Origin of the sequence: Sphingomonas naphthae, assembly GCF_028607085.1 — a bacterium.
Lineage (GTDB): Bacteria > Pseudomonadota > Alphaproteobacteria > Sphingomonadales > Sphingomonadaceae > Sphingomonas_Q > Sphingomonas_Q naphthae.
Genome location: NZ_CP117411.1, coordinates 3806180 through 3832066 on the forward strand (window position 1 = coordinate 3806180; position 25887 = coordinate 3832066).

General features: G+C 69.2%; 25 protein-coding genes. 15 read left to right on the forward strand and 10 right to left on the reverse strand.

The genetic code is table 11. The annotated features are described in order from the left end of the window. Positions 1 to 7: 7 nt before the first annotated feature. From PQ455_RS18350 to PQ455_RS18360, 3 genes are read left to right on the forward strand one after another with little or no spacing between them, the layout of a single operon-like run. Complete coding sequence (locus PQ455_RS18350) at positions 8 to 1807, forward strand: aminopeptidase P family protein (RefSeq protein ID WP_273687844.1); 1800 nt, start codon at positions 8 to 10, stop codon at positions 1805 to 1807. Between the two features lie 2 nt (positions 1808 to 1809). Continuing rightward, positions 1810 to 2409: a glutathione peroxidase gene (locus PQ455_RS18355; RefSeq protein WP_273687846.1), complete on the forward strand. Its 600-nt coding sequence runs from the start codon at positions 1810 to 1812 to the stop codon at positions 2407 to 2409. A gap of 28 nt (positions 2410 to 2437) precedes the next feature. Beyond that, entirely contained in the window at positions 2438 to 3277 is an 840-nt protein-coding gene (locus PQ455_RS18360; RefSeq protein WP_273687847.1) for a DUF4349 domain-containing protein, read from the forward strand. A gap of 12 nt (positions 3278 to 3289) precedes the next feature. Here PQ455_RS18360 and PQ455_RS18365 read toward each other — a convergent pair whose 3' ends face one another. After that, on the reverse strand, positions 3290 to 4021 hold the full coding sequence (locus PQ455_RS18365) for a class I SAM-dependent methyltransferase (protein ID WP_273687849.1): 732 nt from the start codon (positions 4019 to 4021) through the stop codon (positions 3290 to 3292). Next, a complete protein-coding gene (locus tag PQ455_RS18370; RefSeq protein WP_273687852.1) occupies positions 4018 to 5349 on the reverse strand; it encodes a dihydroorotase in 1332 nt (443 codons plus the stop codon). Before PQ455_RS18370 ends, PQ455_RS18365 begins: the two co-directional genes overlap by 4 nt. A 161-nt stretch (positions 5350 to 5510) precedes the next feature. Here PQ455_RS18370 and ygfZ point away from each other — a divergent pair, with 161 nt between their 5' ends. From ygfZ to PQ455_RS18385, 3 genes are all read left to right on the forward strand, one after another. Then, positions 5511 to 6239, forward strand: a complete 729-nt coding sequence (gene ygfZ / locus PQ455_RS18375) for a CAF17-like 4Fe-4S cluster assembly/insertion protein YgfZ (RefSeq protein WP_273687854.1) — start codon at positions 5511 to 5513, stop codon at positions 6237 to 6239. 33 nt (positions 6240 to 6272) lie between these two features. Next, on the forward strand, positions 6273 to 6833 hold the full coding sequence (locus PQ455_RS18380; RefSeq protein ID WP_273687855.1) for a hypothetical protein: 561 nt from the start codon (positions 6273 to 6275) through the stop codon (positions 6831 to 6833). Between the two features lie 167 nt (positions 6834 to 7000). After that, entirely contained in the window at positions 7001 to 7924 is a 924-nt protein-coding gene (locus PQ455_RS18385; RefSeq protein WP_273687856.1) for an arginase family protein, read from the forward strand. On the opposite strand, the gene PQ455_RS18390 is transcribed toward PQ455_RS18385, so the two are convergent. Together PQ455_RS18390 and acnA are read right to left on the reverse strand one after the other, a co-directional pair. Beyond that, complete coding sequence (locus PQ455_RS18390; RefSeq protein ID WP_273687857.1) at positions 7925 to 8758, reverse strand: AraC family transcriptional regulator; 834 nt, start codon at positions 8756 to 8758, stop codon at positions 7925 to 7927. It abuts the gene before it with no gap. Positions 8759 to 9017: 259 nt separating this feature from the next. Next, complete coding sequence (gene acnA / locus PQ455_RS18395) at positions 9018 to 11702, reverse strand: aconitate hydratase AcnA (protein WP_273687858.1); 2685 nt, start codon at positions 11700 to 11702, stop codon at positions 9018 to 9020. A 199-nt stretch (positions 11703 to 11901) separates the two neighbouring features. On the opposite strand from acnA, the gene PQ455_RS18400 reads away from it, so the two are divergent. Continuing rightward, complete coding sequence (locus PQ455_RS18400; protein ID WP_273687859.1) at positions 11902 to 12519, forward strand: YqiJ family protein; 618 nt, start codon at positions 11902 to 11904, stop codon at positions 12517 to 12519. Beyond that, complete coding sequence (locus tag PQ455_RS18405; RefSeq protein ID WP_273687860.1) at positions 12516 to 14249, forward strand: flotillin family protein; 1734 nt, start codon at positions 12516 to 12518, stop codon at positions 14247 to 14249. The genes PQ455_RS18400 and PQ455_RS18405 overlap by 4 nt, the downstream gene beginning before the upstream one ends. Positions 14250 to 14282: 33 nt before the next feature. Here PQ455_RS18405 and nhaA read toward each other — a convergent pair whose 3' ends face one another. Further along, positions 14283 to 15437: a Na+/H+ antiporter NhaA gene (nhaA, locus tag PQ455_RS18410; protein WP_273687861.1), complete on the reverse strand. Its 1155-nt coding sequence runs from the start codon at positions 15435 to 15437 to the stop codon at positions 14283 to 14285. Positions 15438 to 15565: 128 nt separating this feature from the next. On the opposite strand from nhaA, the gene PQ455_RS18415 reads away from it, so the two are divergent. Both PQ455_RS18415 and PQ455_RS18420 read left to right on the forward strand, forming a co-directional pair. Beyond that, the gene (locus PQ455_RS18415; RefSeq protein ID WP_273687862.1) at positions 15566 to 16945 is read left to right on the forward strand and encodes a glycosyl transferase family protein; all 1380 of its coding nucleotides are present in this window, start codon (positions 15566 to 15568) and stop codon (positions 16943 to 16945) included. Then, positions 16936 to 17943, forward strand: a complete 1008-nt coding sequence (locus PQ455_RS18420) for a hypothetical protein (RefSeq protein ID WP_273687865.1) — start codon at positions 16936 to 16938, stop codon at positions 17941 to 17943. Before PQ455_RS18415 ends, PQ455_RS18420 begins: the two co-directional genes overlap by 10 nt. A 114-nt stretch (positions 17944 to 18057) precedes the next feature. On the opposite strand, the gene PQ455_RS18425 is transcribed toward PQ455_RS18420, so the two are convergent. The 3 genes from PQ455_RS18425 to PQ455_RS18435 all read right to left on the reverse strand — a co-directional run bounded on the left by PQ455_RS18425 (position 18058) and on the right by PQ455_RS18435 (position 20236). Beyond that, the gene (locus tag PQ455_RS18425; protein WP_273687867.1) at positions 18058 to 18489 is read right to left on the reverse strand and encodes an HIT family protein; all 432 of its coding nucleotides are present in this window, start codon (positions 18487 to 18489) and stop codon (positions 18058 to 18060) included. Then, positions 18486 to 19601 carry a CDP-alcohol phosphatidyltransferase family protein gene (locus PQ455_RS18430; protein WP_273687869.1) on the reverse strand — a complete coding sequence of 372 codons (1116 nt, stop codon included), beginning with the start codon at positions 19599 to 19601 and terminating at the stop codon, positions 18486 to 18488. Before PQ455_RS18430 ends, PQ455_RS18425 begins: the two co-directional genes overlap by 4 nt. Before the next feature lie 116 nt (positions 19602 to 19717). Further along, positions 19718 to 20236 carry a hypothetical protein gene (locus PQ455_RS18435; RefSeq protein ID WP_273687872.1) on the reverse strand — a complete coding sequence of 173 codons (519 nt, stop codon included), beginning with the start codon at positions 20234 to 20236 and terminating at the stop codon, positions 19718 to 19720. A gap of 178 nt (positions 20237 to 20414) precedes the next feature. On the opposite strand from PQ455_RS18435, the gene PQ455_RS18440 reads away from it, so the two are divergent. The 3 genes from PQ455_RS18440 (at position 20415) to PQ455_RS18450 (ending at position 22665) form a co-directional block, all read left to right on the forward strand. Further along, positions 20415 to 21173: a class I SAM-dependent methyltransferase gene (locus tag PQ455_RS18440; RefSeq protein WP_273687874.1), complete on the forward strand. Its 759-nt coding sequence runs from the start codon at positions 20415 to 20417 to the stop codon at positions 21171 to 21173. A 77-nt stretch (positions 21174 to 21250) separates the two neighbouring features. Continuing rightward, a complete protein-coding gene (locus PQ455_RS18445) occupies positions 21251 to 22198 on the forward strand; it encodes an isopenicillin N synthase family dioxygenase (RefSeq protein WP_273687876.1) in 948 nt (315 codons plus the stop codon). Continuing rightward, positions 22195 to 22665: a hypothetical protein gene (locus tag PQ455_RS18450; RefSeq protein ID WP_273687878.1), complete on the forward strand. Its 471-nt coding sequence runs from the start codon at positions 22195 to 22197 to the stop codon at positions 22663 to 22665. The genes PQ455_RS18445 and PQ455_RS18450 overlap by 4 nt, the downstream gene beginning before the upstream one ends. Here PQ455_RS18450 and PQ455_RS18455 read toward each other — a convergent pair. After that, positions 22651 to 23046, reverse strand: coding sequence for a hypothetical protein (locus tag PQ455_RS18455; protein WP_273687879.1), 396 nt, complete (start codon positions 23044 to 23046; stop codon positions 22651 to 22653). The two genes, PQ455_RS18450 and PQ455_RS18455, sit on opposite strands and share 15 nt — an antisense overlap. 36 nt (positions 23047 to 23082) lie before the next feature. Next, entirely contained in the window at positions 23083 to 23529 is a 447-nt protein-coding gene (queF, locus tag PQ455_RS18460; RefSeq protein WP_273687882.1) for a preQ(1) synthase, read from the reverse strand. A gap of 106 nt (positions 23530 to 23635) precedes the next feature. Here queF and PQ455_RS18465 point away from each other — a divergent pair, with 106 nt between their 5' ends. Together PQ455_RS18465 and metC are read left to right on the forward strand one after the other, a co-directional pair. Next, a complete protein-coding gene (locus PQ455_RS18465) occupies positions 23636 to 24463 on the forward strand; it encodes a sulfurtransferase (protein ID WP_273687884.1) in 828 nt (275 codons plus the stop codon). Between the two features lie 4 nt (positions 24464 to 24467). Then, complete coding sequence (metC, locus tag PQ455_RS18470; protein WP_273687887.1) at positions 24468 to 25658, forward strand: cystathionine beta-lyase; 1191 nt, start codon at positions 24468 to 24470, stop codon at positions 25656 to 25658. Positions 25659 to 25887 lie beyond the last annotated feature (229 nt).

Below are 25887 nucleotides of genomic sequence, written 5' to 3' on the forward strand. Positions count from 1 at the left end.
AAGTATCATGTCCACCTATGAAGATCGCCTCAAGGCGCTCCGCGACGAACTCGCCCGCCGCCGGCTCGACGGTTTCGTCGTGCCGCTTACCGACGAGCATATGAGCGAATATGTCGGCGCTTATGCCCAGCGGCTGGCGTGGCTGACCGGCTTTCAGGGATCGGCCGGATCGGCGGTTGTGCTGCCGGCCGACGCCGCGATCTTCGTCGACGGGCGCTATACGTTGCAGGTGCGCGAGCAGGTCGATGGCGCCTTGTGGCAATATCAGTCGGTGCCGCAGACCAGTGCCGCCGAATGGCTCGGCGCCCATGCCGGGTCGGGCGCGCGGATCGGTTATGATCCGTGGCTGCATACCAAGGATTGGGTGGTGCAGGCGACCCGAGCGCTGGCCGCCAGCGGCGCCGAACTGGTCGCGGTGGACACCAATCCGATCGACGCCATCTGGCCCGACAAGCCCCAGCCCTCGGCCGCGCGCCTTGTCGTCCAGCCCGACGATCTCGCCGGGCGCTCCTCGGCCGACAAGCGCCAGACGATCGCCGATACGCTGACCGAGGCGGGCGCCGACGCCGCCGTCCTCTCCGCGCTCGATTCGATCGCCTGGACGTTCAACGTGCGCGGCGCGGATGTCGATCACACCCCCGTCGCGCTGGCCTATGCGCTGGTCCATGCCGACGGCACCGCCGATCTGTTCGTCGCGCCCGAAAAGCTCGACGACAGCGTGCGCCAGCATCTCGGCAATGCGGTGCGCGTGCACGACCGCGCCGCCTTCCGCCCGGCGCTGGCCTCGCTCGCCGGCAAGAGCGTGATCGTCGATCCCGAGCGTGCCGTCTCGGCCATCTTCGGCACGCTGGAGGAGGCGGGCGCGAAGATCCTCGCCCGGCGTGATCCGGCCGTGCTGCCGAAGGCGATGAAGAACGCCACCGAGATCGCCGGCCACCGCGCCGCGCAGGCGCGCGACGGGGCCGCCCTGGTACGCTACCTGCACTGGCTCTCGATCGAGGCGCCCAAGGGGGGGCTCACCGAATTGTCCGCCGCCGCGCACCTCCGCGCGCTGCGCGACGAAACCGGCGTGCTGAAGGATCTGTCGTTCGGCACCATCTCGGCCGCCGGCCCCAACGGCGCCAGCCCGCACTACAGCGTCACCGAGGAAAGCGATCGCCGCATCGAGCCGGGCACGCTCTACCTCGTCGATTCGGGCGGGCAATATCAGGACGGCACGACCGACGTGACCCGCACCATCGCGGTGGGCACGCCGACGCAGGAGATGCGCACCCGCTTCACCCTCGTCCTCAAGGGCCATATCGCGCTCGCCCGCGCGGTCTTTCCGGAAGGGACGCGCGGCGGCCAGCTCGATACGCTCGCCCGCCAGTTCCTGTGGAGCCACGGCCTCGATTACGCCCATGGCACCGGCCATGGCGTCGGCGCCTATCTCGCGGTGCACGAGGGGCCGCAGCGCATCGCCCCGGTCGGCGGGGCGTATGTCGGCGGGGACGAGCCGTTGCGCGCGGGCATGATCCTCTCCAACGAGCCCGGTTACTACAAGGCGGGCGAGTACGGCATCCGCATCGAGAACCTCATCCTCGTCGAGCCGCGCGACGTGGCCGGGGCCGAAAAACCCTGCCTCGGCTTCGAGACGCTCACCTTCGCGCCGATCGACGCCAGCCTGATCGACGTCGCCCTACTCGACTCCACCGAACTTACATGGTTGAATGCCTATCATGCGCAGGTGCTGGCGATCGTCGGCCCCCGTGTGGAAGGCGAGGTGAAGGCGTGGCTCGGGGGGGCCTGCCGCCCGCTGGGAGAGTGACGATGGGCAAGGTTTCCGCGGTCGCCGGTTTCGCCATCCTGGGCCTCTGCGCGGCGGTCTATGCCGCCCACCCCGAAATCCCGGCCACTCCGCCGATGGCGGCGGCACAGGCGGCCAGGATGAAGGCGACCGATTTCCAGCTCGTCGCGATCGACGGCGCGCCGCTCCCGCTCAAGAAGTTCAAGGGACAGGTCGTCCTGCTCGTCAACACCGCCAGCTTCTGCGGCTTCACCCCGCAGTACGAGGCGCTCCAGAAGATCCAGACCGAATATAAGCCCAAGGGCTTCACCGTGCTCGGCGTGCCCTCGGCCGATTTCGGCGGGCAGGAATATGCCAAGAACAGCGAGATCGCGGGCTTCTGCAAATCCAAGTTCGGCATCAATTTCCCGCTGACGGAGAAATCCGACGTGGTCGGCCCGCAGGCGATCCCGATCTACAAATGGGCCGCCGCCAAGATGGGCGCGGACAACACGCCCAAGTGGAACTTCCACAAATATCTGATCGGCAAGAACGGCCAGATCGTCGCCGCCTTCGGCAGCAAGGCGACCCCCGACAGCCCCGAAGTGCGCGCCGCGATCGAGGGTGCGCTGAAGAAGGGCTGAGCATTCGGGTCAGGCCGGGGGGCACATGATGCGGACGACGATCGCCGGCCTCGCGATGGGCCTCCTGCTTCTTGCCGGATGCAGCAAGCCTGCGCCCGACGGTGGTGCGCCAGACGTCGCCGAGGAGGCGAAGGGTCCGGATGTCGGCGCCACGCCGGCGGCGGGTGTAGCGATGACCTACAGCTACGTCTTTCGCGTGCCGGTCGCGCGGGTGGCGGCGCTTCAGGAAGTCCATGCCGCACAATGCGAGGCGCTGGGCGTGGCACGCTGTCGCGTGGCCTTCATGACCTATCGGGTCCAGCCGCAGCGCCGGATCGTGGCATCGCTGGAGGTGATGCTGGCGCCCGACATCGCGCGGGCGTTCGGCAAGCGCGGCATCGATGCGGTCGTGGCGCAAGGCGGGATGCTCACCTCGGCTGATATAAACAGCGAGGATGTCGGCGTGGCGGTCGCGAGCGGCGATCGGACTGGCGTCAGTGTCGATCAGGAGCAGCGCGACCTGACGGCGCAACTCCAGAAGCCGGGGCTGGGCTCGGCCGAGCGCACGCAAATCCAGACGCGGCTGGCCCAACTCGCCGATGGGCGGAGGCAGGCGCAGACCGCGCGCGACGAGGCTCAGCGCAAGCTGGCCGGCACACCGATGCGCTTCGCCTATGAATCGGGCGAAGTGGATCCGGGCTTCAGCGATGGTCCGATCCTCGGCGCCCTCAAGGATGGCTGGTCGAACATCGTCTGGGGCTCGGCGGCCCTGCTGGTGATCTTCATCACGCTGCTGCCGTGGGGGCTGTTGCTCGCGGCGGTAATCTGGATTTCGCGGCGGTGGATCACGCCGCTGCTGGACGCGAAGCGACCCGGCGACGGCGGTTGATCGAACAGTCGCTCAAACCCCCGGCCGGGTCCACGCCATAACCAGGAACCACGGCGCGCGGCGGTAGCGTTTGACGCGGCGGGCATCGCCGCCGGTGGGGGCGGGTTCGGAGAAATGGGTCAAGGTGAGGCCCGCGCCCAGCAGCAATTCCATGTAGCGGCCGAGCGGGCGATGCCAGTTTTGCACGCGGATGCCACGCCATTCGATCCAGTCGGCGCGTTCGTCGAGATAATGATCCATCCCGAAATGCGAATTGCCCGACAGATCCTGCATCCAGCCGAGCGTCTGCCCGGCGGTGTTGAAGCCGTTGAGATTGGCGATCAGCAGGGTGCCGCCGGGGCGCAGCACGCGCGCCATTTCCGCGATGGCGGCCGCGACATCGGGCATGTCGATCAGCGAGAGATAGCTGACGACCAGATCGAAGCCGGCGTCGGGCAAATCAAGCGCCTCGCCCCGGCCAAGGCGATAGTCGCCCGCCGGATCGCGCGCGCGGGCCCGGTCGATCAGGGCTTCGGTCGGGTCCACGCCCACCGTCGCGATGCCGTTGGCGCGCAGCATCCGGCAGAAGCGCCCTTCGCCGCAGCCGACGTCGAGCGCGGTGGCGGGCGCGGCGGCCGTCGCCAGCCGCAGCATCGGTTCGTCGAGGACGAAGCGGCGGCCGAAATCGCCCTCCTCGCCCATGTCGGCGATCCACGCCCCGGCTGATTCCGCCCAGCCGTCGGACGGCGGCCCTGCGGGATTCACCCCCACACGACCGGATCGAAGCGCACCGGCGCGCCGATCGCCTGAGGCGCGAGCGTCGCTTCCCACATCACCTTGTTGCCGCGAATGAAGGTGCCGATCGGCTTGCCGGTGATTGCCTTGCCGGTGAAGGGCGACCAGCCGCAGCGCGAGGCGAGCCAGCTTTCCTCGATCGTCCAGCGCGCCTTCAGATCGACGACGGTGAAATCGGCGTCATAGCCCGCCGCGATCCTCCCCTTCCGAGTGAGCCCGAACACGCGCTGCGGGCCGGCGGAGGTCAGCTCGATCAGGCGGGCGAGCGTAAGGCGGCCTTCCGCCACATGGTTCAGCATCAAGGGCAGCAAGGTCTGCACGCCGGGCATGCCGGAGGGCGAGGCGGGATAGGGTTTGGCCTTTTCCTCCAGCGTGTGCGGCGCGTGATCCGAACCCAGCACGTCGGGCACGCCCTGGTTGAGCCAGTGCCACAGGCCGTCGCGGTGCGCGGCCGAGCGAATCGGCGGGTTCATCTGGGCGAAGGTGCCGATCGTCGGATAGGCCTCCTCGCCCGCCAGGGTCAGATGCTGCGGCGTGACCTCGCAGGTTGCCAGATCCTTGTGCCGCGCGATCAGCTCCAGTTCGGCGGGCGTGGTGATGTGGAGGATGTGGATGCGGCGCTTCGCCTCCCGCGCGAGGCGCAGGATGCGGCGGGTGGCGAGCAACGCGCTCTCGTCGTCGCGCCAGACGGGGTGGCTGGCGGGGTCGCCCTCGATCCGCTCGCCCATCCGCGCCTGCATCCGCTCCTCGTCCTCGGCGTGGATCGCGACCCTGCGGTGGCCGCTCGCCAGCACGCGGGCGAGATTGCCATCGTCCGACACGAGCAGGTCGCCGGTGGAGGCGCCCATAAAGATCTTCACCCCCGCCGTGCCGGGCAGCCGCTCCAGTTCGGCAAGGTCCGGCGCGTTGTTGTTGGTGGCGCCGACGTAGAAGGCATGGTCGCACCACATCCGGTCCTTCGCGCGGGCCAGCTTGTCGGCGATGGCCTCGGCCGAATCGGTATTGGGCTTGGTGTTGGGCATTTCGAACACCGCCGTCACGCCGCCCAGCACGGCGGCGCGGCTGCCGCTCTCCAGATCTTCCTTGGCCTCCAGCCCCGGCTCGCGGAAATGAACCTGGCTGTCGATCACGCCGGGCAGGATGGTGAGGCCGCTGCAATCGACCGTCTCGCCCGCGTCTCCGGTGGCGCCCAGCGCCACGATCGTGCCGTCGCGCACGCCGATGGAGGTTTCGACCGGGCCGCCGGGCGTCCAGACGATGCCGTTCTTGAGGATCAGATCGTAGGTGGGCGCTGGCATAAAGGCTCCGTTCGTCCTGAGCGCAGTCGAAGGACGGGCCACAAACGGTGCGCCTCGCCTCCCGTGCTTCGACTGCGCTCAGCACGAACGGGTCGGTGCTGGCAAGCGGTAGTGCCGGCATTCCGGCCGTATCCCTTGAAAGACGGGGCGCGCCGTTCCTTATGGAAGCCATGACCATGCTCGCCGACCGCGCCCTGCTCCGCCTGTCCGGCCCCGATGTGCGGGGCTTCCTGCAAGGGCTGGTCACGTCCGACGTGACCGGGCCGCTGCCGGTGTGGGCGGGGCTGCTCTCGGCGCAGGGCAAGGCGCTGTTCGATTTCCTGCTGTGGGCCGATGGCGACGACATCCTGATCGATTGCGAGGACATTCAGGCCGACGCGCTGGCCCGCCGCCTCGGCCTCTATCGCCTGCGCCGCCCGATCACGATCGCGCGCGATCCGGCGCTGGCGGTGCATTGGGCGCTGGATGGTGACGCCGAGCCCGATCCGCGCCTGCCCGCGCTCGGCCGCCGCTGGATCGCGCCGCCGGGGGCCGCCGCAGAGGGCTGGCGCCCGCACCGCCTGTCGCTCGGCGTGACGGAGGGCATGGCCGAACTCGGCACCGACAAGACCCTGTGGCTGGAGGCTAACGCCGCCGAACTGAACGGCGTGAGCTTCACCAAGGGCTGCTATGTCGGCCAGGAGAATACCGCGCGGATGAACTGGCGGCAGAAAGTGTCGCGCCGGCTGGTGGTGGTGCGCGCCGGGAGCGATCCGGGCGAGGCGGCGAACGTCTGGTATCCCGATCTCCGCCTCGCGGTGGCGCGGCGGCGGGTGGAGGCGCTGGCGGGCGCCGACGACGTGCTGATGCCCGACTGGCTCGAGCAGGCGTTGCGCGCGGCGCCGGAATAAGGGACGATCTCCCGACAATCGGGAGCCCTGCCGATGGACGCCTTTTCCTATCTGTCGGTGCTGCTCTCGATCATCATCGGTCTGGCGATGACGCAGATATTGCAGGGCTATCGCGGGATGCTGCTCGCCCGCGCCCGGATCATCCTTTATCCGCCGACGCTCATATGGTCCGTCCTGATCCTGCTGTTCGCCACGCAGAGCTGGTGGGCGAGCTTCGGGCTCAATGATTACAAGGGGTGGACCTTTGGCACCTTCAGCGTGATCCTCGCGCAGACGATCTTCCTCTACATGCTGGCGGCGCTGATCCTGCCCGACATGCCGGCCGGCGAGACGATCGACCTGAAGGCGCATTATTATCGCGAGATCGGCCCCTTCTACAGCCTGACCATCGCCATGCTGGCGGCCAGTCTCCTGAAGGACTGGATGCTCGACGGCCGCCTGCCCGAGCCGCGCAATCTGGCGTTCCACTTCGCCTTCGCCGGCCTTTCGGTGCTTGCCCTGATCGCCCGCCACCGGCGGCTGCACGAGGCGATCGCCCCGCTGATCGGCCTGTGCACGATCGCCTATATCGCGGCGCTGTTCGACCGGCTGTAAATCCTCACCGGCACGGGGAGGGCGACCGTCGCGCAGCGATGGTGGAGGGGGCGATCCACGATCGCCGCGCTTCGGGGAGAGCCCCCTCCGTCACGCTTCGCGCGCCACCTCCCCGTGCCGGGGAGGATTATTCGGAACCCCCGCCCTCACCGTTCGTCCCACCGCGCATGACCAGCCCCACCTTCATCGGCCTGCCCCGCGCCGATCTCGCCGCGCTCGACAGCCCCAGCGCCGTCGTCCTCGGCGCCGCCGAAGCCTCGCCCTATGTGAAGGGTGTCGCCAGCCATGCCGCCAAGGCGCCGGCCGCGCTGCGCGCCGCGTCGATGCAATTCGCCGGGTCGCTGGCGCAATATGATTTCGACATCGACCAGACCTTCTTCCCGGCCAAGGGCGAGCATCGTGGCATGGTGGATGCGGGCGATGTGACAACCACCACCTACGATGCCGAGGGCAATCGCGCCGCGATCGAGGCGGCGGTGCGGCGGGTGCTGACGGCGGGCGCGGTGCCGATCATGCTGGGCGGGGACGACAGCGTGCCGATCCCGACGATCGCCGCCTTCGCCGACGAAGGCCGGCTGACGATCCTCCAGGTGGACGCGCACGTCGATTGGGCCGACGTGATCCGGGGCAATGCCTATGGCTATGGCTCGCCGATGCGCCGCGCCGCCGAGATGGCGCATGTCACCGGCATGGTGCAGGTCGGCATCCGGGGCCTCGGCTCGGGCGAGAAGTGGCAGCATGACGATGCGCGGAACTGGGGCAGCCATATCGTCACCAGCTACGACTGGCACGATCGCGGGCCGGCCGCCGCGCTCGACCATATTCCCGCCGGCGGGCGCGTGTTCATCTCGATCGACTGCGACGGCATCGATCCCGCCGTGCTCCCCGCCGTCAACATGCCCACCCCCGGCGGGCTGAGCTATGAGGACATGATCCGGCTGGTGCGCGGCGTGGCCGCCAAGGCGACGATCGCGGGGCTCGCGCTGGTCGAATATGTGCCGGAGCGCGACGACACGCACCGGCTGTCGGGCCTCGTCGCGGCGCGGCTGGCGACGGCGATCATGGGGCTCGCCGTCGCCCAGCGGGAATGATCAGGGCCTGAGCGGCAGCAGCACGTCGGTCGTCCATTGCTCGACCGGGGTGTTTTCCGGGTCGGTCAGGAAATGGTGGATCAGCGGCGCGTCGGCCGGTTCGCGGCCGGAGGCGGGGAGCCATTCGCCGACAAGATATTGGTCGATCGCCTCCAGCGCGTCGTAATCGCCGACATGGCGGATCACCGCATGATCGCCGGCGGCGAGTGTGACGCTGTGGAAGGGGGCGGGCGGGCTTGCCGCGCCGAGGGCGAGGCAGGCGTCGTAGCGCAGCGCGTCGACCGGCACGCTCGCCGGATCATCATGGGGGATGCCGTAGAGTCCGGTAAACCCCTCAAGCCGCCCCGCGCCCTCGGCCCAGTCCCACACCGCCTGGAAGCTGGCGTTGAGGTTGGCGTAGGCCCCGCCGGTGCGGCGCAGCGCCACCACCTCGATTGCGTCGCGCCAGACGATCTCGATCGGCGCGGGCGGCCGATCGCCGACCAGCGCCAGCGCGGGCCGGGCACGCCAGTCGCTCGGGCTCATGCCGGTCTGGCGGCGGAAGGCGCGGGCGAAGCTCTGCGGCGTGCCGAACCCGGACGCCATCGCCGCCTCGGTCACGCTGCCGCCGCCCGCCGCCAACATCGCCTGCGCGCCCTCGATCCGCAGCCGCCGCACCGTCTCGGCGACGGTCTCGCCGGTCAGCGCGCGCCAGATGCGGTGGAAATGGAAGGGCGACACCGCCGCCGCCGAAGCCAGTTCCTCCAGTGCGGGCGGATCGTCGAGCCGCGCGGTGAGCAAGGCGGCGGCGCGGCCGATCCGTTGGTGCCACAGGTCGAGGGACGTATCGCGCATGTCGGGCCTCCTGCTTGGGGATGCCGGGGGTGATAGCGCGGGGCAAGAGGACGCGCGGTCCATGGCTTGCGGACTTTGGTGGCAATTCTCCCCTCCAAGGGGAGGTGGCAGCCCGCAGGGCTGACGGAGGGGTATCGCCCTATCGAGAACGGGTCACCCCTCCACCATCGCTCCGCGATGGTCCCCCTCCCCTTGCAGGGGAGGAATAAGAAAGGGCGGCCCTCTCAGGCCGCCCCTCCCGTCCGCCAATATCCGCCGTTTACGCCGCCAGCTTCCGCAGCACATATTGCAGGATGCCGCCGTTGAGGAAATATTCCAGCTCGTTGACGGTATCGATCCGGCAGCGCGCGTCGAAGCTTTCCTCGCTGCCGTCGGCGCGGATCAGTTTCACCGTCACCGTCTGGCGTGGGCGCAGGCTCGCGACATTTTCGATGGTGAAGCGTTCGGTGCCGTCCAGCTTCAGGCTGGCGCGATCGGTGCCCTCCGGGAATTGCAGCGGCAGCACGCCCATGCCGACCAGGTTCGAACGGTGGATGCGCTCGAAGCTCTCGGCGATCACGGCGCGCACGCCGAGCAGGTTGGTGCCCTTGGCCGCCCAGTCGCGCGACGAGCCGGTGCCATATTCCTTGCCGGCCACCACGACCAGCGGGGTGCCGTCCGCCTTGTAGCGCATCGCCGCGTCGTAGATCGCCATCGCCTCGCCGGTCGGGATATATTTGGTCATCCCGCCCTCGATGCCGGGCACCATCTCGTTCTTGATGCGGATGTTGGCGAAGGTGCCGCGCATCATCACTTCATGGTTGCCGCGCCGCGCGCCGTAGCTGTTGAAATCGGCGCGGGCGACCTGATGCTCCTGAAGGTAGCGGCCGGCCGGGCTGTCCGCCTTGATCGAGCCCGCCGGGCTGATGTGATCGGTCGTGATCGAATCGCCGAGGATGGCGAGCGGCCGCGCCTCGATGATGTCGGACACGGGCGCCGGCGTCATCGAGAGACCCTCGAAATAGGGCGGGTTGGCGACATAGGTCGAGCCCGCCGACCAGGTGTAGCGATCCGATCCCTCGATGTTGATCGCGCGCCACTTGCGGTCGCCCTCGAACACGTTGGCGTAGCGGGTGCGATACATCTCGCTGTCGATCACCGAGGTGATGACGTCGGTCACCTCCTGGTTGGTCGGCCAGATGTCCTTCAGGAAGACGTTCTTGCCCTCGGGCGTCTGGCCGATCGGCTCGGTGGTGATGTCCTCGCGCACGGTGCCCTTGATCGCATAAGCGACGACGAGCGGCGGCGAGGCGAGGAAATTGGCGCGTACGTCGGGCGACACGCGCCCCTCGAAATTGCGGTTGCCCGACAGGACCGAGGCGGCGACGAGGTCGTTCTCGTTGATCGCCTTGCTGATCGGCGCGGGCAGCGGCCCGGAATTGCCGATGCAGGTCATGCAGCCGTAGCCGGTCAGGTTGAAGCCGAGCGCGTTCAGATCGTCGGTCAGCTTGGACTTGTTGAGATAGTCCGTCACCACCTGGCTGCCCGGCGACAGCGAGGTCTTGACCCACGGCTTGCTCGTCAGGCCCAGCGCATGGGCCTTGCGCGCGACGAGGCCGGCCGCGACCAGCACGTTGGGGTTGGAGGTGTTGGTGCAGCTGGTGATGGCGGCGATCACCACGTCGCCATGGCCGACCTGATATTCGGCACCGTCGACATCGACGCGCACGTCGGCCTCGCCGGTCTTCTTGTAGCCCTTGACCAGCTCGTTGTTGAAATTGTCGTCCACGTTGGACAGCAGCACGCGATCCTGCGGTCGCTTCGGCCCCGCCAGCGACGGCTGCACGGTCGACATGTCGAGGGCCAGCGTATCGGTAAACACCGGGTCCGGCGCGCCGGCCGTGCGCCACATGCCCTGCGCCTTGGCATAGGCCTCGACCAGCTCGATCTGCCACTCGTCGCGCCCGGTCAGGCGGAGGTAGTTGATCGTGGCGCTGTCCACCGGGAAGAAGCCGCAGGTCGCGCCATATTCGGGCGCCATGTTGGCGATGGTCGCGCGATCCGCCAGGCTGAGCGAATCGAGGCCGGGCCCGTAGAATTCGACGAAGCGGCCGACGACGCCCTTGGCGCGCAGCATCTGCGTCACCGTCAGCACAAGGTCGGTCGCGGTGATACCTTCGGAAAGCGTGCCCGTCAGCTTGAAGCCGACGACTTCGGGGATGAGCATCGACACCGGCTGGCCGAGCATGGCGGCCTCCGCCTCGATCCCGCCGACGCCCCAGCCGAGCACGCCGAGACCGTTGACCATCGTGGTGTGGCTGTCCGTGCCGACCAAAGTATCGGGATAGGCGATCAGCTCGCCATCGACGCCCTTCGACACCCAGGTCGTCTGCGCGATATTCTCGAGGTTCACCTGATGGCAGATGCCGGTGCCGGGCGGCACCACCTTGAAATTGTCGAGCGCCTTGCTGCCCCAGCGCAGGAACTCGTAACGCTCCATGTTGCGCTGATATTCGAGATCGACATTGTCCTGGAACGCCTTGGGATTGCCGAACTCGTCGACCATCACCGAATGATCGATCACGAGGTGAACCGGCACCAGCGGATTGATCTTCTGCGGATCGCCGCCCAGCTTCGACATGGCGTCACGCATAGCCGCCAGATCGACGACGCAAGGCACGCCGGTGAAATCCTGCATCAACACGCGCGCCGGGCGATACTGGATCTCGCGCTCGGACGATCGATCGCTGATCCACTGCACCATCGCCTTCAGATCATCGACGGTGACGGTCGATCCGTCCTCGAAACGCAGCAGGTTCTCCAACAGCACCTTCATCGAAAAAGGCAGGCGGCTTACATCGCCCAGCGTCTCGGCGGCCTTGGCGAGCGAGTAGAAGGCAATCGTCTTGCCTCCGACGTCCAGCGTATCGCGAGTGTTGAGCGTGTCCTGTCCGACGGCGGTCATTGGGTGAGTCCCCTTTGTGCGATGCGGTATGTGGCGGCGCGTGTAGCAACGGGGTGTCGCGCGCGAAAGGTGCGACGGCCCCCGGCCATACCATATGATGGTTGTGATACGTGCGGCGCAGCATAGGGTTCCGAAATGGGCAAGCCTGTGGTTGGACGATGCGGGCGGCTCGGCTAGGCTCCCGTTCCGGGGGGATTCGATGCTGGAGTTTCTGGGCGCCGGGCCGAATGTCGCGTTCGTGGTGGCGCTGGTGACGATGCTGCTGATCGGGGTGCTGGAGGCGATCGGCCTCGGCTCGAGCGCGCTCGGCCACGATCTGGGCGCCGATGGCGACCTGCACTGGCTCGACTGGCTTGGGCTCGGCCGCCTGCCGCTGCTGATGACGCTGGTGCTGTTCCTCGCCGCCTTCGGCACGATCGGCCTCGTCGGCCAGCAGTTCGCGCTCGATCATCTGGGCGGGCTGCTCTCGCCCGCGATCGCGGTGCCGGGGGCGGCGGTCGCGGCGTGGCCCGTTACCGCTTTGCTCGGCCGGGTCGCGGCGCGCATCATCCCGCGCGACGAAACCAGCGCCATCGGCATCGACCAGCTCGTCGGGCTGACGGGCGAGATCGTCGTCGGCCGCGCCACGCGGGGCTCGCCAGCCAAGGCGCGGGTGCGCGATTTCCACGGCCAGTCGCACTACGTCATGGTCGAGCCCGACGACGCCGCGCTCGCCTTCGCCGAGGGCGAGCAGGTCCGCCTCTGCCGCCTCGAAAACTCCATCTTCCGCGCCATCCCCAGCGGCCGCGCGGACTTCTCCGACTGGATCAGCCGATGACCGATACGACCACGCTCCCCGCCACCACCGCCGGCCCGCTGGTGGAGCCCGGGCTGCTGAGCCAGCTGGGCGGCACCTATGTGCTGGTGCCGGCGGTCGCGGTGGTCGCGCTGGTCATCCTGGGCCTCATCATCGCCCGCCTCTATCGCCGCGCCTCCAAGGAGATCGCCTTCGTCCGCACCGGCTTCGGCGGGGAGAAGGTGGTGATGAACGGCGGCGCGCTGGTGCTGCCGGTCTTTCACGAGACGATGCCGGTCAACATGAACACCGTGCGGCTGGCGGTGGAGCGCAAGAATGCCGACGCGCTCATCACGCTCGATCGCCTGCGCATCGACGTGAAGGCCGAATTCTACGTCCGCGTCCGGCCCGATCGTGAGGCGATCGCCATGGCGGCGCAGACGCTCGGCCTCCGCACGATGCAGCCCGAGCATCTGAAGGAGCTGGTCGAGGGCAAGTTCGTCGATGCGCTCCGCTCGGTCGCGGCGGGCATGACGATGAACCAGCTCCACGAGCAGCGCAGCGATTTCGTGCAGAAGGTGCAGCAGGTGTCGTCGGCCGATCTGGCCATGAACGGGCTGGAGCTGGAGAGCGTGTCGCTGACCGGGCTCGACCAGACCTCGATCGAACATTTCAACGCCAACAACGCCTTCGATGCCGAGGGCCTGACCAAGCTGACCGAGCAGATCGAGCTGCGCAAGAAGGCGCGCAACGACATCGAGCAGGATACCCGCGTCCAGATCGAGGCGAAAAATCTGGAGGCGCAGCGCCAGTCCTTCATCATCGGCCGCGACACGGAATTCGCCCGGCTGGAGCAGGAGCGCGAGGTCGAGATGCGCCGTGCCGAGCAGTCTTCCGAGATCGCGCGCCAGCAATCCGAGCGCCAGCGCGAGGCCGATGCCGCCCGCATCTCCGCCAAGCAGCTGACCGACTCCGCCCAGATCGAGGCCGATCGCGCCGTCCAGCAGGCCAAGATCGCGCAGGCCCAGTCGCTCGAGATCGCGCGGCAGGAGCAGCAGATCGCGGTGCAGAACAAGAGTCGCGAGGAAAGTCAGGCGCGCGCCGAGGCCGACAAGGCCCGCGCCGCCGCCGTCGCCGCCGAGGAGCAGGTCGCCACCGCCCGCCAGACCGAGATCGCCGAGCGCGCCAAGCGCATCGAGCTGATCGAGGCCGCCAAGGAGGCCGAGCGCGGCGCCATCGGCATCCAGGTGCAGGCCGAGGCCGAGAAGAACGCCGCCACCGACCGCGCCGCCGCGCTGCGCGCCGCCGCCGAGGGCGAGGCCGACGCCGACAAGCTCCGCGCCGACGCGGCCCGCGTCCGCTTCGAGGTGGAGGCCGCCGGCCAGCGCGCGGTGAACGACGCCGCCAATTTGCTGTCCTCCGAACAGGTCTCGCTCCAGACCAAGCTGGCGCTGCTGAAGGTGCTGCCCGAAATCATCCGCGAGGCGGCCAGGCCGATGGAGGCGATCGATTCGATCCGGATCGTGCAGGTCGATGGGCTGACGGGCAACGGCGCTGGTGGCGCGGCCGGCGCCGGGGGCACCCGCCCCGCCGGCGACCAGAACCTCGCCGACTCGGCCGTCGCGGCGGCGCTCCGCTATCGCGCGCAGGCCCCGGTGATCGACGGGCTGATGAAGGAACTCGGCTTCGACGGCTCGACCCTCGACGCGCTGGTGGCGGGCGCGACGGTGACACCGAAGCCGGTCAACGAGGACACGCCGCCCGAAGCGTAACAACACCGTGCTCCGGCCTGCGCCGGAGCACGGTCAGCTTTTGCTCGCCCGCCCCGCCCACGCCAGCACGGCCGCCCCCGCCAGCGCGGACAGGATCGATCCGCCCAGCACGCCGATCTTCACTTCCTCGCCGAGCAAGGGATCGGTGAAGGCCAGTGCGCCGATGAACAGGCTCATCGTGAAGCCCACGCCGCAAAGCAGCGCTACGCCATAGCATTGCGCCCAACTCGTCCCGGCCGGCCGTTGGGCCAGGCCGAGCGCCGTGGCGGCGCGGATCGCGGCGAAGACGCCCACCTGCTTGCCGACGAACAGCCCCGCCGCGATCCCGAGGGTGACGGGGGCGATCAGCACCTCCGGCCCCAGCCCCCCCAGCGGCACGCCGGCGTTGGCGAGGCCGAACAGCGGCACGATGCCGAACGCGACCCAGGGGTGGAGACCATGTTCGAGCCTCGACAGCGGCCCGTCGCGATGCTCGCCGTCGGGCGCGCGCAGGGGGATGGTGAGGGCGGCCAGCACGCCCGCGATCGTGGCGTGGATGCCCGACAGCAGCACCGCCAGCCACAACAGCGCCGCCAGCAGCAGATAGGGGCCGAGACGCCGCACCCCGCGCCGGTTGAGCGCGACCATCAAGGCCAGCACGCCCGCCGCCGCGGCGAGCGCGAGCAGGTTCAACGAAGCCGTGTAGGCCACCGCGATGATGACGACCGCGCCCATGTCGTCGACGATCGCCACCGTCGTCAGGAACAGCTTCAGCGATGTCGGCGCGCGGCCCCCGAGGAGCGCCAGCACGCCCAGCGCGAAGGCGATATCGGTCGCCGCCGGCACCGCCCAGCCGCGCGCCAGCCCCGGCGTGCCCCCGGCGATGGCGAGATACACGATCGCCGGCGCCGCCATCCCCGCCACCGCCGCGATCACCGGCAGCACGCGGTCGCTGGGTTGCGAGAGATGCCCCACGATCAGCTCGCGCTTGATCTCCAGCCCGACGAGCAGGAAAAACAGCGCCATCAGCCCGTCGTTGATCCAGTGATGCACGCTCAGCGGGCCGGCATAAGCGTGAAGCAGGCCGAAATAGCCCGGCGCCAGCGGCGAATTGGCGATCACCATCGCCAGCGCGGCCGCGCCCATCAGCAGCAGCCCGCCGGCGGCTTCGTTGTGGAGGAAGGAGCGAAGGATCGAGGGTGCGCGCATGCCCCCTCCTCCCCCAAGTTGCCCGCGCGGGCAACGCCGATCGACCGTCGAAGCGTGCTGCGCTGCAAAAATCAGGGATTTACAGAAACCTCCCCGCCCGGCCATGATCGGCTCGCGGGGGGCATGATATGGCGGATTTCGGCGCGCTGGCCGGCGCTGTGCTGGCGGGCGCCACCTACGAGCTGATGCTGTTCGCCGCCGTGGGGCTGGCGATCGGCGGGATCGACGATCTCGCGGTCGATCTGATCTGGCTGGCGCGGGCGGGGTGGCGGCGTGTGACCGTCTATCGCCGCCATCCCCGCATGACGGCGGCCGATTTGCCCCCGCCCGACGCTCCCGGCCGCATCGCGGTGTTCGTCGGCGCGTGGCGCGAGGCCGAGGTGATCGGGCCGATGCTGCGCGCCGCGCTCGATCGCTACGATCATGCCGATTACCGCCTCTATGTCGGCGTCTATCCGAACGATCCCGACACGCAGGCGGCTATCCGCGCGGTGGACGATGCGCGTATCACGATGGTCGGCGGCACCCTGCCCGGCCCGACCACCAAGGCGGAATGTCTCAACCGGCTGTGGCGCCGGCTGCTGCTCGACGAGCGGATCGAGGGCCGGCCGTTCAAGGCGGTGGTGCTGCACGATGCCGAGGATGTGGTGCATCCGGCCGAGTTGAAGATCTTCGACCGGCTGATCGAGCGGTTCGATCTGGTCCAGCTGCCCGTGCTGCCGCTGATCGAGGGCGGGTGGCGGCGCTTCGTCTCCGGCCATTATGCCGACGAGTTCGCCGAGGCCCATGGCCGCACCCTGATCGTGCGCGAGGCGCTGGGGGCTGGCGTGCCCTCCGCCGGGGTCGGTTGCGCGATCGCCCGCGCCGCGATGGCGCGGATGGCCGAAGCGAACGGCGGGCGCCCGTTCGACGAAGGCAGCCTGACTGAAGATTATGAAATGGGGCTGCGGCTCGCCAATTTCGGCGGGCGCGGCGTGTTCGTTTCGATGCGATCGGCCCCCGGCGGCGCGCTGGTCGCCGTGCGCGCCTATTTCCCCGCCAGCTTCGACACCGCCGTCCGCCAGAAGACCCGCTGGCTTACCGGCATCGCGCTGGCGGGGTGGGACCGGCTCGGCTGGGCCGGGGGGCTGGCCGAGGGGTGGATGCGGCTGCGCGACCGGCGCTCGATCCTCGCCGCCGTCGTGACGGCCGGCGGCTACGGCGCCTCGCTGCTGCTGATCCTCAGCATCGCTTTCGGTGTCGCGCCCGCGATCGGGCCGTGGTTCGAAGGGTTGCTCTGGTTCAATTTCGGCCTGCTCTTCTGGCGCGCGGGGATGCGCATGGCGATGGTCACGCGGCTTTACGGGCTGGCGGAGGGCGCGCGCTCGCTGTTGCGCATCGTGCCGGCGAACATCATCGCCATGGCCGCCGCCCGCCGCGCCGTGATGGCCTATCTGGTGACGCCCGAAGGCCCGCCCCGCTGGGACAAGACGCGCCACCATTTCCCGCGGGATCTGCCGTGCGGCTGAACCTGCGATCCCGCCCCTTGCGCTTCATCATCGGCACGCTCGCCGGCTGGGGCGGGCTGCGCGCGGCGCTGCTGGTGCCGTGGGTGGCGGAGGAAGCGCCGGTCGAGGCGGTGCGGCAGACGGTGCGCGTGGCGCCGCCCGCAGCGGTCGCCGCGCCCCTGCCGCCCTTCACGCCCTATCTTCGACCGACGATCCTGGAGACCGCGCGCCGCTCCGACGAAGCCCCGCCCGGCGTCGATCGCGATCTCCAGTTCGTCCTGCTCGCCGCGCAGAGCGGCGGGCGCGACATGCCCCGCGAGGGCCTCTACCTCACCCCCGCCGATATCGCGGCGGCGGAGGCCATGCCCTATGTCCCGCTCCCGCCCGATGCCCCCGTCGCGCCCTTGCGTGCCACCAGCCGCTGGACGGGGTCCGCCTGGGCCTATGTGCGGCAGGGCAGCGGGCCGCGCGCGCTGGCATCCGGCGGGCAGCTCGGCGGATCGCAGGCGGGGGTGCGGATCGCCTATCGCCTCGGCGCGCGGATCGTCGCGGCGGGGCGGTTGTCGGCGGCACTCGGCGTGCCGGGGCGCGAGGCGGCGCTGGGGATCGACTGGCTGCTGGCCGGCAACGCCGCGCGCCTGTCCGCCGAACGCCGCTTCGCGCTGGATGCGGGCGGGCGCGATGCCTGGGCGGCCTATCTGGCGGGCGGCTTCTACGGCGAGGGCAAGGGGCTGGTGATGGACGGCTACGGCCAGGCCGGCGTGGTCGGCGCCAACCGCCGCGATCTTTTCGCCGACGGCGCGGTGCGGGTGGTGCGCCCGGTCTCGAAGGGCGCGGCGCTGGGCGGCGGCGTGTGGGGCGCCGCGCAACCCGGCGTCAGCCGCCTCGACATCGGCCCCCGCGCCGCGCTGCGCCTGCCGGGCGGGGCGGGCGTGCTGGCGGTGGAGCAGCGCTTCAAGGTGGCGGGCGACGCCAGGCCGGGGTCGGGCGTGGCGCTCACATTGGCGAAGGATTTTTGATCGCCGGCGTCAACACCCACCGTTTGTACCGAGCGAAGTCGAGGTACGGCCCCGCGCGCAGGTGTCTCGACTACGCTCGACACGAACGGGTTGAGAATATGGCCAATGTCGGCCTCAGCCCGCGAAATGGCCCTTCAGCCACGCCACCAGCGCGTCGGTCCGCGCGGCATCCAGCGACACGGCCTCGCCCAGCGCCGGCGCCTTGGGCCAGCCCGCGTCGCCGACCGTCACGCCCTCGGCGTTCCGCTCGCCATCGTAGCGGGGGATGACGTGGAAGTGGACGTGCGGGTCCACCATCATCAGCATCAGATAATTGATCTTCGCATAATCCACCGCCGCCTTCAGCGCGCGTTCGATCGAGACGACCACCGCGCCCATTTCCGCGAAGGCGGCCGGCGGCAAGGCGTGGAAGGCGGTCGCCTCGGCCTTGGCCGCCAGCACCAGCGATCCCAGGGTCGGCTGGTCGGGCCGCAGCAGCACCACCCAATGCTCATGCTCGGCGATCAAGGTCGCGGGATAGCCGAAGCGCACGATGGTGTCGTTCATGCCAGCCAGCTCCGAATCTCGCCGCCCTTCGCGCGGACCATCCACGCCTGCACCAGCCGGACGAGATGGACCAGGCACGACAGGCCGGTCCACGCCGCCACCGCGATCAGCCCCCAATCGGGGCGGAAGATCACGACGCTGGCGAACAGGATCACCATGTTCGGATTGCGCCGCGCGGTGATGAGGCGGAACCAGCTGTCGAACCGCTCCCACACATGGATGTGCATCTTGAACTGGGCGATGAACGCCCCCTCGATCAGCCGCTGGACGACATAGCCCGCCAGGATCGTCGCCATCACGATCGCGAAGCTCGCGGGGCTGAGGGGCCGGCCATAGGCGTGCAGCCCCACCCCCCAGGCATACCACCAGAAGGGTGGGTGGACGAGATCGACGCCATGATCGAGGAAGTCGCCCAGCTTGGACGAGGTGATGGTGCAGCGGGCGAGCTTGCCGTCCACCGTGTCGAGCACCATGAACACCAGCCCCATCGCCATGCCGGCCCAATAATAGCCGAACCAGAAGGCGACCGTCGCGGCGAGGCAGAGCGCGATGCCCACGCTCGTCACCTGATTGGGGGTGATGCCGCGCGCCGCGCACCAGCGGGTCGCGACCAGCGCCCATTCGGGCCACAGATATTTGGTGAGCAGATCGGTCACGCCCTTGTAGGCGCCGAAATAGCTTGCGCGCTCCAGCGCGGGCACCGCCTCGGGCACCAGCCGCTCGACGAAGGGCTTTTCCTTCTTGCGCAGTTCGTTGTTGGTCTGGGCGTCGGCCTCCTCGAAGCGGATGCGCTCCAGATCGGCCGGGATCGGCGCCTTGCCCTCGATCGCGAGCGCCATCGCCGCCGCCTCGCGCTGGTCGCGGCAATGGGCGAGGACGGGCACCCCGTCGCGCATCAGCACCGCGCCCGGCTTCGCGCTGATCGTGCGCAGCCAGGCCGGATCGAACACGAAGGCGAGATTGGCGACGATCGCCGCCGTCGTCGCCCGCGCCCCGCCCGACAGCATATGCCCCTGCGCCGCGCCGATCCGCGCCAGCCGTTGCTCGGAGGTCAGGCCCCACAGGCGGGTAGCGTTCTGGCCGGCGGGCAGGATCGGGGGCTTGGCGCTCATGCGCCGGGATTGGGGGCCGGCGCCGGGATTGGCAAGCCGGATCGCGCGGGAAATCAACAGATTTGGGGGTGCCCCACCTTTAATCCTCCCCCGCCAGGGGGAGGATCAGTCGGCGATCACCGCGGCGTGGTCGTCGCGCCCGTCGAGGCGCCGGCGCTCGCGCTCACCCCGCCGGGCGAGGTGCCCGCCGAGACGCCGGCCGCGCCGGTCGCATCGGTGCTGCCGTTCGACGTCGCCACGCCGGTGTTGGCCGAACCGTTCACCGAAGCGCCGGTGGCCGGCATGTCGTGGCCGCGATGGTCGGCATGTTCGGTCGCCCGATCGGCGGCGCGCTGGCTGCGATCGACCGTACGATCCGCCGCGCGCTGCGAGCGATCCGCCGCGCGGCTCGCGGCCCGCTGCGATCGATCGACCGTGGCGCCGGTCACGCCCTGCGCCCGATCGACGGTTCCGTCGATCCGGTCGGTCGGCAGGCCGGGGCTGCCGATCGTGCCGCCCGCCATGCCACCGGCTCCACCGGTCACGCCTCCGACCGTGCCGCCGAGGCCGCCGCCGGCCTGTCCGCCGAGCAATTGGGCACCAGCCATCGCCGGCAGGGCGGCAAGCGCCATGCCCGTCAGCAGGAATTTACGCATGGGATATCTCCTGGGTTTCTGTTTTCGCTGATTGTCCAACGGGCCTGCCCGCTTCCGGTTGCAACGACGGACCGTGCCGGATTTGCGGCAAGCCTATGGAATAGTTTCACAAGTCCGTCGCGATCCGCGCCAATGTGGGCCTGTGCCGCCGTTTCCGGCGCGGCGAGGGAGATGTGGGTTGATCCTTTTCGGTCAGGGTTCGGCCATCGCCCCGCAGATCGTCCGCCTGCTGCCCCAGCTTCGCGCCGCCTGGGATATGCTGGTCGTCATCGTGTTCGGCGGGATCGGCTGGCCGTGGCTGTTGCGCAGCCTCGGCGGCGGATCGCCCGCCGCGCGTGCCACGCTGCTCGCCCGCACCGGCCTGCCCGACGATGCCCTGCCCGCCAAACTCGGAAGCTGGCGGGCCGACGCGAATTTCCTCACCCTGATCGCCGACGAGATTCTTACCCGCCGCCCGCGCACGATCGTGGAATTCGGCGGCGGCACCACCACCCTCGTCGCGGCGCGCTGCCTCGCCAATGTGGGGGAGGGCGGCAGCTTCGTCAGCGTCGATGGCGACACCGGATTCGCCGCCGATACGCGCGCCATGCTGGCGCGGCAGGGGCTCGGCGCCGACATCCGCGCCGTGCCGCTCGCCGATCCGCCTGATGGCTGGCCCGGCCAATGGTATGATCACGGCCCCCTGCCGGCGCAGATCGACATGATGATCGTCGATGGCCCGCCCTGGGCGATCCATCCGATGGTACGCGGCGCCGCCGCATCCCTGTTCGGCCGGATCGCGCCGGGCGGGGTGGTGCTGCTCGACGATGCCGCGCGCCCCGGCGAGCGGCTGGTGGCGCGCCGCTGGCGCCGCGAATGGCCCGATTTCGACTGGCGGCGCATCGATGGCCCCGCCGGCACGTTGATCGGCGTCCGCCGCGCCGATCCGCACGGCTGAGGCCCTATTCGCGGTTTACGCCGCGTCCACCATCTCCCCGGCTGGCGCCGCCCGCCGTTTCGGCGTAAATCGGGGCCATGGCTACACTTGTCGACAAGGGCGTCGCCGCCGTCTCGCTGGCGGCCTATGAGCGCGACCCGACCGCTTTCTCGCAGGAGCTGGGCGACAGCTTCAAACGCTATGGCTTCGCCGTCGTGGCGGATCATGGCATCCCCGCCGATCTGATCGCGCGCGCCGAAAACGCCGCCAAGGCCTTTTTTGCGCTGCCGGTCGAGGTGAAGGCGCAATACCACATTCCCGGCACCGGCGGCGCGCGCGGCTACACCCCGTTCGGGATCGAGACCGCCAAGGACGCCAAGGCGTTCGACTTGAAGGAATTCTGGCACGTCGGTCGCGAACTGCCCGCCGGCCACCGCTTCGAGCGCGTGATGAAGCCCAATCTTTGGCCCGCCGAGATCGCCGAATTCCGCGACACCCAGCTGGAATTGTTCGCCGCCTTCGAGGAAGCCGGCCGCAAACTGCTGTCGGCTGTCGCCCTCTATCTCGATCTGCCGGCCGACTGGTTCGACGACAAGGTGGAGGACGGCAATTCGGTCCTCCGCCTGCTCCATTATCCGCCCGTGCCGCAGGACGGCCCCAACATCCGTGCCGGCGCGCATGAGGATATCAACACCATCACGCTGCTGCTGGGCGCCGAGGAGGCCGGGCTGCAGTTGCTCGACACCAGCGGCGAGTGGATCGCCGTCAGCCCCAAGCCGGGCGAACTGGCGATCAACGTGGGCGACATGCTCCAGCGGCTGACCAACAACGTCCTGCGCTCGACGACGCACCGCGTGCTGAATCCGGCGCCCGAGCGGCGCGGCTATTCGCGCTATTCGATGCCCTTCTTCCTCCACTTCCGCCCCGATTTCCTGATCGAGACGCTGCCGTCTTGCATCAGCGCGGATCGGCCGGACCTCTACCCCGATCCGATCACGGCGGACGACTATCTCTGGCAGCGGTTGCGCGAGATCAAGCTCGTATGATCCTGTGGTGGGCGGCCCTTGCGATGGAGGCCGCGCCACCGTCCGCATCCGCTTTGCCCCTGTGCAGCGAGGCCGTCGTCCTGCCCGCCGGAATGGAGGGCTGGGCGAGGCCCGTACCCGCCACGCGCGGCATCGTCGCCGGCACCGCCGCCGATCTGATGCTGGTCGATGTGGTCGATCTGCGCTGGGCGACGCCGCCCGTTCGTGCACCCATCGGCGGCACCTATGGAGCGGTCGTGGCCGTCACCATCTGGCGCGCGGGCGTCTACCGCCTCGCGACATCGGCCCGCGCCTCGGTGGCGATGGTAAAGGACGGGAGGCCGGTCGAAGCGGGCGCCGCAAGCGAAGGGCCACCGTGCAGCGGCATTCGCCAGATCGTGGATTTCAATCTCAAGCCCGGAACCTATGCGCTCCAGTTGAGCGACGCAGCCGGGCCGGAACTGACGCTGCTGTTAGCTGCCCGTTAGCGCCGGGGATTTCGGGCGCGGCGGCGGCTTCGGCCCGGCCTTGAGCGCGCCGATGCGGCATTCGGGCAGCTTCAGCTTGGGCAGTTCGCGGCACAGGCGTGGCTGGACGGTGCCGTCCGGCCCGACGAACAGGCCATAATCCGCCCCACTGTCGCACCGCGCGACCCACATGAAGAGATTCTTGTACGGCTGCTGATAGGCGACATCGCCGATCCGCCGGCAATAGAGGCCCGAACCCAGGATCGACGACCGCAACGCCGCCCGTTGCTGAACGACCGGCAGGCGCAGGAGCTGCTGTTGATAGGCGTTGACCGGCGCGGCCTGCACGACGGCGGGGGCGGTGAGCGCGAGGGCGGCAGCGAAAGCGATCCAGCGGGTCATGTCTCTCTCCTCACACGCATCCATAACATTGTGCCTCTAGCCCCGCCCGCGATACCCCGGCACGTCCTGCGGCGGCAACCACATCCCCTCGGGCGGGGGGCCGGATTGCCAGAACACGTCGATCGGGATGCCGCCGCGCGGATACCAATATCCGCCGATGCGCAGCCACAGCGGCTGCATCTCGGCCGTCAGTCGCTCGCCGATGCCGACGGTACAATCCTCGTGGAAGCCGGCATGGTTGCGGAACGCGCCGAGGAACAGCTTCAGCGACTTCGATTCGACGATCGTCGCGCCCGGCGCGTAATCGATCACCAGATGCGCGAAATCGGGCTGGCCGGTGACCGGGCAGAGCGAGGTGAATTCGGGCGCGGTGAAGCGCACCAGATAGGGGCGGCCGGGCCGCGGATTGGGCACATAATCCAGCACCGCTTCCTCCGGGGAGGCGGGCAGCGAAGAGGATTGGCCGAGATGGAGCGGATTCATGCGCGCTGATCTAGGTCGCGCACCCGCTCCCCGCAACCGGCGCTCGACAGAGCCCCCCCGCCGCCGATAGAGCGACCCCGACCGTATCAGGGAGCGATGGCCCACGATGGATAAGCTGGTTTCGACCGAATGGCTCGAGAACGAACTGGGCGCCAACGATCTGCGGATCGTCGACGCCAGCTATGATCCCTTCGCCCCGGATCGTGATTTCGCGGCCGAATATGCCGCCGGCCACATCCCCGGCGCGGTCTTCATGAACCTGGCCGAGCTGGGCGCGCCCGATGGCTATGCGCCGAGCGAGGAGAAATTCGCCAGCCGGATGCAGTCGCTGGGCTTGGGCGACGGCAGCCGCATCGTCCTCTACGACGACAGCCCCTATCACACCTCCGCCCGCGCCTGGTGGCTGCTCACGTTGTTCGGCGCGCATGAAGTCGCGATCCTGGACGGCGGCCTCGCCAAGTGGAAGGCCGAGGGCCGGCCGCTGGAGGAGGGCAAGCCGCAGGTCCGCCACCGCCACTTCACCGTCTGGCGCGATCCCAAGCTGATCCGCGAGCTGGGCGAGATGAAGGAGATCGTGGAATATAGCCGCGAGCAGATCCTCGACGCCCGTTCCGCCCCGCGATTTTCCGGCGCCGAGCCCGATCCCCGCCCCGAGCTGGCGGCGGGCCATATCCCCGGATCGAAGAACCTCCCCGCCGGCCGCCTCTTCAACGCCGACGGAACCTGGAAATCGCCCGACGAGATGAAAGCGATGTTCGAGGATGCCGGCATCGATCTGAAGGAGAAGCTGGTCACGACCTGCGGTTCGGGCGTCACCGCCTCCTCGCTGCTGTTCGCCGCCAACCTCTTCGGCAAGACCGACGTGGCGCTGTACGACGGCTCGTGGCGCGAATGGGGCGCCGATCCCTCGACCGAGAAGGCGGTCGGCGTCTGATCGCATGAGCAAGGGCCGGCCATCGGGCGATCTGCGCCCCGCGACGAAGCTGGTGGTCGGCGGGCGGCGCCCGGAATGGACCAATGGCGTGGTCAACGCGCCGGTGATCCACGCCTCGACCATCCTGTTCGACAGCGTCGCCGCGCTGCGCGAGGCCGAGACCCATCCCGATCGCGGCCTCTATTATGGCCGGCGCGGCACCCCGACGCAGTGGTCGCTGGCCGAGGCGCTGACCGATCTGGAGCCCGGCGCCGAGGCGACATTGCTCTATCCTTCCGGCGTGGCGGCGATCTCGACCGCGCTGCTGTCGGTGCTGAAACCCGGTGACGAACTGCTGATGGTCGACAGCACCTATGCGCCGACCCGCTTCATCTGTGACGGTTTGCTGAAATCGATCGGCGTGACGACGCGCTATTACGATCCGTCGCTCGGCGCGGCCGACGTGGCGGCGCTGTTCGGCGACCGGACCTGCGCGCTGTTCCTCGAAAGCCCCGGCAGCCTCACCTTCGAGGTGCAGGACGTGCCCGGCCTGTGCGCGGCGGCGCGCGCGGCGGGCGTCGTCACATTGCTCGACAACACCTGGGCCACGCCCTTGCTGTTCCCGGCGATCGGCCATGGCGTCGATCTCACCATATTGGCCGCGACCAAATATATCGTCGGCCATTCGGATGTGATGCTGGGGTCGGTCACGGCGACGGCAGCGCGGATGCCGGCGCTGCGGCGGATGACGACGCAGTTGGGCCATTCGGTCGCCCCCGACGACGCCTATCTCGCGGCGCGCGGCCTGCGCACGCTGGGTGTGCGATTGAAGGCGCATGGCGAGAATGGCCTGATCGTGGCGCGCTGGCTGGCGGATCAGCCGCAGGTGGCGAAGGTGCTGCACCCCGCTCTGCCCGACTGCCCCGGCCATGCCCTGTTCGCGCGCGATTTCGCGGGCGCGTCGGGCCTGTTCACCATCCTGCTCGATCCCGCGATCGACGATGCCGGCCGCGTCCGCTTCGTCGATACGCTGGAGCTGTTCGGCATCGGCTTTTCGTGGGGCGGGTTCGAGAGCCTGGCGCTGCCGATCGACCCGGAAAGCATCCGCACCGCGCGGCCCTGGGCGGGGGCGGGTCTCGGCGTCCGCCTCCACATCGGCCTGGAAGACCCCGCCGACCTGATCGCCGATCTCGGCCGGGCGCTGGCGGCAATCTAGCCGAACGACGTTCCGTTCGTCCCGAGCGAAGTCGAGGGACGTTTCCCAAGCGCCATCACCCGTGGCCGTGTCTCGACTGCGCTCGACACGAACGGGGATATTCGACCAGTCCCCGTGCCGTCCGTTTCGACATTTACCCCGCACCGCACAGCTGTTGCGAACCCGCAACAGCCGTCGCTATTCCGTAACAAAGTCTTTCTCGATCATTGCTGAGCGCAACATTATGTTG

Excerpts from the sequence above, each read along its gene's own strand:
- PQ455_RS18350 (WP_273687844.1), top strand. The coding sequence starts at position 8 with ATGTCCACCTATGAAGATCGCCTCAAGGCGCTCCGCGACGAACTCGCC.
- PQ455_RS18355 (WP_273687846.1), top strand. The coding sequence starts at position 1,810 with ATGGGCAAGGTTTCCGCGGTCGCCGGTTTCGCCATCCTGGGCCTCTGC.
- PQ455_RS18360 (WP_273687847.1), top strand. The coding sequence starts at position 2,438 with ATGCGGACGACGATCGCCGGCCTCGCGATGGGCCTCCTGCTTCTTGCC.
- PQ455_RS18370 (WP_273687852.1), bottom strand. The coding sequence starts at position 5,349 with ATGCCAGCGCCCACCTACGATCTGATCCTCAAGAACGGCATCGTCTGG.
- ygfZ (WP_273687854.1), top strand. The coding sequence starts at position 5,511 with ATGGAAGCCATGACCATGCTCGCCGACCGCGCCCTGCTCCGCCTGTCC.
- PQ455_RS18380 (WP_273687855.1), top strand. The coding sequence starts at position 6,273 with ATGGACGCCTTTTCCTATCTGTCGGTGCTGCTCTCGATCATCATCGGT.
- PQ455_RS18385 (WP_273687856.1), top strand. The coding sequence starts at position 7,001 with ATGACCAGCCCCACCTTCATCGGCCTGCCCCGCGCCGATCTCGCCGCG.
- PQ455_RS18390 (WP_273687857.1), bottom strand. The coding sequence starts at position 8,758 with ATGCGCGATACGTCCCTCGACCTGTGGCACCAACGGATCGGCCGCGCC.
- acnA (WP_273687858.1), bottom strand. The coding sequence starts at position 11,702 with ATGACCGCCGTCGGACAGGACACGCTCAACACTCGCGATACGCTGGAC.
- PQ455_RS18400 (WP_273687859.1), top strand. The coding sequence starts at position 11,902 with ATGCTGGAGTTTCTGGGCGCCGGGCCGAATGTCGCGTTCGTGGTGGCG.
- PQ455_RS18405 (WP_273687860.1), top strand. The coding sequence starts at position 12,516 with ATGACCGATACGACCACGCTCCCCGCCACCACCGCCGGCCCGCTGGTG.
- nhaA (WP_273687861.1), bottom strand. The coding sequence starts at position 15,437 with ATGCGCGCACCCTCGATCCTTCGCTCCTTCCTCCACAACGAAGCCGCC.
- PQ455_RS18415 (WP_273687862.1), top strand. The coding sequence starts at position 15,566 with ATGGCGGATTTCGGCGCGCTGGCCGGCGCTGTGCTGGCGGGCGCCACC.
- PQ455_RS18425 (WP_273687867.1), bottom strand. The coding sequence starts at position 18,489 with ATGAACGACACCATCGTGCGCTTCGGCTATCCCGCGACCTTGATCGCC.
- PQ455_RS18430 (WP_273687869.1), bottom strand. The coding sequence starts at position 19,601 with ATGAGCGCCAAGCCCCCGATCCTGCCCGCCGGCCAGAACGCTACCCGC.
- PQ455_RS18435 (WP_273687872.1), bottom strand. The coding sequence starts at position 20,236 with ATGCGTAAATTCCTGCTGACGGGCATGGCGCTTGCCGCCCTGCCGGCG.
- PQ455_RS18445 (WP_273687876.1), top strand. The coding sequence starts at position 21,251 with ATGGCTACACTTGTCGACAAGGGCGTCGCCGCCGTCTCGCTGGCGGCC.
- PQ455_RS18450 (WP_273687878.1), top strand. The coding sequence starts at position 22,195 with ATGATCCTGTGGTGGGCGGCCCTTGCGATGGAGGCCGCGCCACCGTCC.
- PQ455_RS18455 (WP_273687879.1), bottom strand. The coding sequence starts at position 23,046 with ATGACCCGCTGGATCGCTTTCGCTGCCGCCCTCGCGCTCACCGCCCCC.
- queF (WP_273687882.1), bottom strand. The coding sequence starts at position 23,529 with ATGAATCCGCTCCATCTCGGCCAATCCTCTTCGCTGCCCGCCTCCCCG.
- PQ455_RS18465 (WP_273687884.1), top strand. The coding sequence starts at position 23,636 with ATGGATAAGCTGGTTTCGACCGAATGGCTCGAGAACGAACTGGGCGCC.
- metC (WP_273687887.1), top strand. The coding sequence starts at position 24,468 with ATGAGCAAGGGCCGGCCATCGGGCGATCTGCGCCCCGCGACGAAGCTG.